Genomic DNA, 6,835 nt, shown 5'->3' with positions numbered 1-6,835 from the left:
CGCAGTTCCCCGCGCCCCTGCAAGCCGGGCTGCGCCCAGGCCTGCAACGGCCACCGCAGCCACCACCCCCGAAGGACCGCGAGAAACGACCCGCAGTCACAAACATCCCCTCGGTCCCCCGCACCGAAGGGTCACGGGAAACGACCCGCAGTCAGAATCACGCCCCCGGCCCCACGCACCTAAGGGGCGCGGGGAACTGCGCGGCCAGCCACAGCCGGCCCGCACCGGGCGGGCAACGGATCCCCCGCCCACCCAAGAGGGCCTCCACCCGCGGCAGCGCGTCCTCAGGCCCGGGGCCCAGGGCCCGGACCCTCCGGTGGGATCACCTCTCCCTGGACCACCCGAGGCGGAGCCTCCCCCTCCGCCGCCGCCCTCTTCTCGGCCTTCAGGATCCGCGCGGACTTCCCCGCGGAACGTGCCAGGTCCGGCCCCTTCTTCACGGCCAGGACGACGATGACGACGACGAGGATGACGGCGAGCTCGCTCAGCCCGAACATGTGCGTCCTCTCCCCTTCCGTTTCCGCCCCGCCGCCGTCAGACGCCGACGCCGAAGTCGGAGGCGATGCCCGCGAGCCCGGAGGCGTAGCCCTGGCCGACCGCGCGGAACTTCCACTCGGCGCCGTGGCGGTACAGCTCGCCGAAGACCATCGCGGTCTCGGTGGCGGCGTCCTCGGACAGGTCGTAGCGGGCGATCTCGGCGCCGCCGGCCTGGTTGACGACGCGGATGAAGGCGCCCCGGACCTGTCCGAAACTCTGCCCGCGGGCTTCGGCGTCGTGGATGGACACGGGGAAGACGATCTTCGCGACCTCGGCCGGCACGGCCGCCAGGTCCACCTTGACGGACTCGTCGTCGCCCTCGCCCTCACCGGTGAGGTTGTCACCGGTGTGCTCGACCGAGCCGTCGGGGCTCTTGAGGTTGTTGTAGAAGATGAAGTGCTGGTCGGAGAGGACCTTGCCCGACTCGTCGACGAGCAGTGCCGACGCGTCGAGGTCGTAGTCCGTGCCCGTCGTGGTCCGTACGTCCCAGCCGAGGCCGACCAGTACGGCCGTCAGGCCCGGCGCCTCCTTGCTGAGCGAGACATTGCCGCCTTTGGAAAGGGAAACTCCCACGCCGATCTCCTTATTGGTGCGAACGTTCCTCGTGGGGCAGAATCTACAGCACTGTAGAAAATAAGGAAGGAGACAGGACGTGACGGACCGGCGGCAGCGTCCCCCGCGGCGGGGGCAGGGCGAGCTGGAGGCGCAGGTCCTGTCGGCCCTGTGCGCGGCGGAGGTGCCCGCGACGGCGGGCTGGGTGCAGGAGCGCCTCGGCGGGGATCTCGCCTATACGACCGTCATCACGATCCTGACCCGGCTGCTGGCCAAGGGTGCGGTGACCCGGGAGCGCGTCGGCCGGTCCTTCGTGTGGACCCCGGCCTCGGACGAGGCGGGTCTGGCGGCCCGCCGGATGCGCCGGGTCCTGGACGGCGAACGCGACCGGGAGGCCGTACTCGCGAGTTTCGTGACGTCCCTGGAGCCGGACGACGAGCGGCTGTTGCGTGAACTGCTGGCCCACCCCGGCGCGGAGGGGGACGACTGAACGCCGCCCTCGGGGCCGGGGTGGACCTCGTGAGGGACGGGAAGCCGTCAGCGCTCCTCCCGCTCCCCCCGCTCTTCCCGCTCCCCCCGCTCCTCCTGCTCCTTCTTCTTCTCCTACTCCTCTTCCTGGTCCTCCTCGTCGCCCTCGAAGAAGTCCCCCACCTCGTCCACGATCTCCGCCGCCACCAGTCCGCCGGCGACCCCGACCGCGAGTCCCGCCGCGCCCGCGGCGACGCCCGCCCCGATGCCGGGGTGCGACCGCTCGTGCAGCTCGTGCCGGTCGTGGCCGTACGCCGCGTCGGGTCCGTACGACTCCCGGTGTTCGACCAGTTCCCGCACCCAGCCGTCGACCACGGCGTTCCAGTCCTGGTGGCCGACGCCCTCGTGGGAGACGGTGAACCGGGTGAGCGTGTCGTCGCCCGAGGAGAGGAGGCCGCCGCGCTTGTCGGCCTCCAGGACCACCTCCATGCTCGTGGGGGCGGCGAGGAAGGTCACCTCGATCTCGTTGACCGCGTGGGCGTACGCGGGCGACGGGGTGAGTTCGAGCTCCTGGTAGAAGGGGAGCTGCTGGCCCGTGCCGCCGATGCGGCCCAGTTCCAGGTCCGCGGACCGGAAGCCGAAGCCGAGCTGTCCGAAGGCCTCCAGGACCGCCTCCTGGACGGGCCGGGGCGTCACGGTCAGCCGGTCCAGGTCGCCCTTGTCGCGTGCGCCCGCCACCGAGAGCTCCGTGCGCAGGCCGAGGACGATGCCGAGATCCTGCCCGTACAGCTCGGTGACCGGGGTCTCCCAGGGGAGGGTGACCGTGAACGGGACGGTCCGCTCCTCGTCCTCGGAGAGCCGGAACCCGCCGCCGACGGTGAACCGTTCGAAGACGACCCCGCTCTCGCTCTCCCCCTCCTCGTGCTCGGCCTCGACGCCCGCGACCAGTTCCAGCGTGATGTGCTCGATGTCGGCGTCCGAGCTGCCGCCTCTGAGCCGGATCTCGCCCGAGAGCATCCCGCCGGGCAGGGCGGGGGCGGGGCTCAGGACCGTGTCCACCGTGGGGCCGCCCACGCCGAGTGATCCGAGCAGCCGTTTGAACACCATTGAGGGGTCCACTCCTTCATGTGCGGGTGGTCGTGCCGGGCCGTGCTCCGCGTACGTGTACGCGGTCCTGCTCTACGTACATGTAGAGGTTAAGGGCGGCCCCCCGTACCGTGATCAGGTACCCCCGGCCCAGGCCCCACCAGGGAGAACGTGAGCTGCGCCACTCGTGCCCGGCATCTCTGGACTCCGCACTTTGCGATTCCTTTACACTGGTGGGAACGCCAGACGACGACGAAGGAGCAACGGTTCCACCATGGGTGAACCTCCTAGTACCAGCCGTGCCGTCCCCGGCCCGAGACGTGTGCGTACGGGAGCGGGGGTGGCACGGTGACCGAGATCCTGCTGCTTCTGCTCGCCCTGTCGCTCACGCTCGCCTGCGCCGTGTTCGTGGCGGCCGAGTTCTCGCTGACCACCGTCGAGCGCGGTGATCTGGAGCGGGCCGCCGAGGCCGGCGAGCGCGGCGCGGACGGCGCCCTGAAGGCCGTCCGGAAGCTGACGTTCCAGCTGTCCGGCGCCCAACTGGGCATCACCGTCACCTCCCTGGTGATCGGCATGCTCGCCGAACCGTCACTGGCCGTCCTCCTGGAGGGCCCGCTCAAGGCCGTGGGCCTGGGCGGCGCGGCCTCCACGACGGCGACCCTGCTCGGCGTGGTCCTCTCCACCGTCGTCCTGATGGTCGTCGGCGAGCTGGTCCCGAAGAACTGGGCGATCTCCCGCCCGCTGGCCGTCGCCAAGGTGGTCGCAGGACCGCAGCGCGCCTTCACGGCCGCGTTCGGCCCGTTCATCCGGCACCTGAACAACACCGCGAACCGGTTCGTCCGCCGCTTCGGCCTGGAACCCGCCGAGGAGCTGGCCTCCGCCCGGGGCCCGGAGGAACTGGTCGCGCTGGCCCAGCACTCGGCCGCCCAGGGCGCCCTGGAGCCGGACTCCGCCGAACTGTTCGTCCGTACGCTGCACCTGGGCGAACTGACCGCCCAGAACGTGATGACACCGCGCGTCGACGTTCGGGCGCTGGAGGCGCACGCCACGGCCACCGACGCCGCCAATCTCTCGCACGCCACCGGACTGTCCCGCTTCCCGGTCTACCGCGACAGCCTGGACGAGGTCGTGGGCACGGTCCACATCCGGGACGTACTCGCCCTGGAACCCGGCGAGCGGGCCACGACCCCCGTCACCGAGCTGGCCACGGCCCCGCTCCTGGTGCCCGACAGCCTGCCCGCCGACCGGCTCCTGGAGCGCATGCGCACGGCCCGCACGATGGCCGTCGTCATCGACGAGTACGGCGGCACGGCCGGGGTGGCCACGGTGGAGGACATCGTGGAGGAGGTCGTCGGCGAGGTCCGCGACGAGCACGACCCCGTCGAGATCCCCGACCTGCTGCCCGCCCCCGCCACGGCCGACGGCCGCCCGGCCTGGGACGCGGACGGCGGCGTACGGCTGGACGAGCTGGCCGCGACAGGACTGCGCGCGCCGGACGGCCCGTACGAGACGGTCGCGGGCCTGGTCGCCACCCGGCTGGCCCGCATCCCGGCCGAGGGCGACGTCCTCGAACTGGGCGGCTGGCGGCTGGACGTCCTCGCCGTCGAGCACCACCGGGCCGACCGCGTCCGCATCACCGGACCGGCCGCCGAGCCGGACGGCGAGCACGACGACGGCCCCGACGGAGATCCCGACGGCGGTCACGACGGTGAACCGGTCGGCCAGAGCGCGCGGGAGTCACGATGAGTACCTCCACCACGATCCAACTGCTCATCGGCGCCCTGACCCTGCTGACCAACGCGTTCTTCGTCGGCGCCGAGTTCGCCCTGATCTCCGTACGCCGCAGCCAGATCGAGCCGCTGGCCCAGGAGGGCAACAAGCGCGCCCGGATGACCCTGTGGGGTCTGCGGCACATCTCGGCGATGATGGCGACCGCCCAGCTCGGCATCACCGTCTCCTCGCTGGTGCTGGGCGCGGTCGCCGAACCGGCCATCGCGCATCTGCTGGAGCCCGCCTTCGAGGCGGCGCACATCCCGCACGGGCTGGTGCACCCGATCGCCTTCGTGATCGCGCTGACCGTGGCGACGTATCTGCACATGCTGTTCGGCGAGATGGTCCCGAAGAACATCGCGCTCGCCGCGCCCGCGCAGACCGCGCTGCTCCTCGGCCCCGCGCTGGTGGCCCTCACCCGGGCCCTGAAGCCGTTCATCTTCGGGATCAACGCCTTCGCCAACGCCCTGCTGAAACTGCTGCGCGTCGAGACCAAGGACGAGGTGGAGTCGGCGTTCACGGACGACCAGCTCGCCCGGATGGTCGTCGACTCCAGCGAGGCCGGGCTCCTGACGGCCGCCGACGGCGAACGGCTGCGCGACGCCCTGGAGCTGGGCACCCGCCCGGTCGGCGAGATCCTCGTCCCGGCCCAGCGGATGCGCACGGTCGACGACACCGTGACCCCGGCGCGGCTGGAACGCGCGGCGGCCGAGGCCGGCTTCTCCCGGCTGCCCGTGACCGGCGGGGACGGCACGCTGCTCGGCTACCTCCACATCAAGGACACGCTCGGCGTCGTCGAACGCGACCGGCCGTTCCCGCGGAGCGCCCTGCACCCCGTGACGCGCGTCCGTATCGACACCCCGCTCGACGACACGCTCACCGCGCTGCGGGCCACGGGCAGTCATCTCGCGGCGGTCACCGGCGAGGCCGGCAAGGTCCTCGGCTTCGTCACCATGGAGGACGTCCTGTCGGAGCTGGTCGGACCGTCCCCCGCGGGGGTCTGACCGGAGTCCGGCCGGTCCCCGGCGAGGGCGGGACGGGCCGCCGCGCGGGCCTGCGGCGGCCGGTCGGCGCGTGCCGGCCGGTCACCGCAGCGGTCTGCGGATCCAGACCTCGCCGGTCATCGGACCCGGGCCGGGACCGGCGGCGAACGCGGTGGCGGGGGCGATGTGCGGACCGAGGACACCGCACCTCGACCATCCCCAGGCGCGGAACGTCTCCGCCGCGGCGCCCGGCGACCCGCCGCCCGGTGACCCGCCGCCCCCGTCGGCGCCGTTCCCGCGGCTGCCGGCGGGGTGGTCCGTGTCCCGGCCGGTGGCCGCGACGACCAGATCGGCGTCGAGCCGGATCAGCAGCCGTTCGACCAGGCGCGTGGCGATACCGCGGCGGCGATGGGCCGGCAGCACCATCAGTTCGGCGAGCAGGAACGTACGGCCCGACGCGGTGAGTTCCTCGATGTCCGCCGGCAGCTCCCCCTGGAAGTCCGACCACCACTCGCCGGTACGCGGCACCCGGAACCCGTACGCGCAGCCGACCGTCCCGGCCGTGTCGGCGACCACCATGTCGAAGCCGGTGTGCTGCACATGCTGCTCAAGCCGGTGCAGGAAGCCCTGGCGGTCCCGGTGTTCCGCACCCGCCGCATTCCGGTACGCGCCGACGTACACATCGGCGACGGCGTCCCGCTGCTGCTCCGCCTGCCACCGGGACAGCCTGCGCAAGTACACCTCTGCCATACGGGCCTCCCCCCGGCCGCGGGACGGGTGTCCCCGGACTCGGCATCATCACAGCAGGAGCCGCCGGGGTAAACGGGGCCTGCGCGTCGGCCGGTGATGGCCCGTCATGTCCGCCTGCGCTCACGGGTGTTCGCGGGCCGGGCGCGCGGCCGGTCGTACAGCCGGGCGAGGGAGGTGGGAGCGGGAGGGAAGTGAGCCGGGGAGACCCCTGGAACACCCGTGCCCAGGGCCGTGGGACCGTGGCCGGCATCGTCCGACGGACGACGGTTCACAGGGCTGTGCAGGGCCGCCTCTCTCGCCTACGCTCGGAACAGAATGTGAGTGAGGCTCACCTGGACCCCGTGGTCAGGAACTGAGCCCGCCGATGATGACGAAGCCGTGGTCCACGGCTTCCCTCGCGCCCCCGGCCCCCGGGTGCACCAGCCCCTGATCCCCGGGTGCCAGGACGAGGCGATCGAGAACGCCGAGCGAGTTTTTCCCTCCCGCCGCATCCTTGCGGGCGGACCCCTGTCCACATGTCCCTTGCGGACCCGCCGACGGTGCACTCCCGCGTGCCGCCGCGACCCGCCGAGGGATCTCATGCCCTGAAACCGCTGCCGGGGGGCGGCGAGGAAGGGCGGTGCGGTCGCCCCCCGGGGGGCCGCCCCCCCCCGCGGCCCCCCCCCCAGTGTCGTTTAAACAAAAACCAG

The 6,835-nt window shown here is 72.4% G+C and carries 7 protein-coding genes; 3 read left to right on the top strand and 4 right to left on the bottom strand.

The window, feature by feature from the left end; genetic code table 11:
• Positions 1-284: 284 nt before the first annotated feature.
• Positions 285-497, bottom strand: coding sequence for a twin-arginine translocase TatA/TatE family subunit (locus tag ACFWGJ_RS40045; RefSeq protein WP_387333880.1), 213 nt, complete (start codon positions 495-497; stop codon positions 285-287).
• A 37-nt stretch (positions 498-534) separates the two neighbouring features.
• Positions 535-1,110, bottom strand: coding sequence for a TerD family protein (locus tag ACFWGJ_RS40040; RefSeq protein ID WP_210881578.1), 576 nt, complete (start codon positions 1,108-1,110; stop codon positions 535-537).
• 79 nt (positions 1,111-1,189) lie between these two features.
• On the opposite strand from ACFWGJ_RS40040, the gene ACFWGJ_RS40035 reads away from it, so the two are divergent.
• Entirely contained in the window at positions 1,190-1,579 is a 390-nt protein-coding gene (locus ACFWGJ_RS40035) for a BlaI/MecI/CopY family transcriptional regulator (protein ID WP_387333879.1), read from the top strand.
• A 113-nt stretch (positions 1,580-1,692) separates the two neighbouring features.
• On the opposite strand, the gene ACFWGJ_RS40030 is transcribed toward ACFWGJ_RS40035, so the two are convergent.
• A complete protein-coding gene (locus tag ACFWGJ_RS40030; protein ID WP_387333878.1) occupies positions 1,693-2,664 on the bottom strand; it encodes a sporulation protein in 972 nt (323 codons plus the stop codon).
• Between the two features lie 327 nt (positions 2,665-2,991).
• On the opposite strand from ACFWGJ_RS40030, the gene ACFWGJ_RS40025 reads away from it, so the two are divergent.
• Complete coding sequence (locus tag ACFWGJ_RS40025; protein ID WP_387333877.1) at positions 2,992-4,389, top strand: hemolysin family protein; 1,398 nt, start codon at positions 2,992-2,994, stop codon at positions 4,387-4,389.
• Positions 4,386-5,417, top strand: coding sequence for a hemolysin family protein (locus ACFWGJ_RS40020; RefSeq protein WP_387333876.1), 1,032 nt, complete (start codon positions 4,386-4,388; stop codon positions 5,415-5,417). Before ACFWGJ_RS40025 ends, ACFWGJ_RS40020 begins: the two co-directional genes overlap by 4 nt.
• Before the next feature lie 81 nt (positions 5,418-5,498).
• Here the strand turns inward: ACFWGJ_RS40020 and ACFWGJ_RS40015 are convergent, their stop codons facing one another.
• On the bottom strand, positions 5,499-6,146 hold the full coding sequence (locus ACFWGJ_RS40015; protein WP_387333875.1) for a GNAT family N-acetyltransferase: 648 nt from the start codon (positions 6,144-6,146) through the stop codon (positions 5,499-5,501).
• Between the last annotated feature and the right edge of the window lie 689 nt (positions 6,147-6,835).

This window comes from Streptomyces sp. NPDC060205 (genome assembly GCF_042728395.1).
Taxonomy (GTDB): Bacteria; Actinomycetota; Actinomycetes; order Streptomycetales; family Streptomycetaceae; genus Streptomyces.
The sequence above is the reverse complement of the archived record's forward strand: the minus strand, read 5'-3'. Positions and strand labels throughout refer to the sequence as shown.

Bases quoted from the DNA above. Each gene is read 5' to 3' on its own strand.
- ACFWGJ_RS40045 (WP_387333880.1), bottom strand. From the start codon at position 497: ATGTTCGGGCTGAGCGAGCTCGCCGTCATCCTCGTCGTCGTCATCGTC.
- ACFWGJ_RS40030 (WP_387333878.1), bottom strand. From the start codon at position 2,664: ATGGTGTTCAAACGGCTGCTCGGATCACTCGGCGTGGGCGGCCCCACG.
- ACFWGJ_RS40020 (WP_387333876.1), top strand. From the start codon at position 4,386: ATGAGTACCTCCACCACGATCCAACTGCTCATCGGCGCCCTGACCCTG.
- ACFWGJ_RS40015 (WP_387333875.1), bottom strand. From the start codon at position 6,146: ATGGCAGAGGTGTACTTGCGCAGGCTGTCCCGGTGGCAGGCGGAGCAG.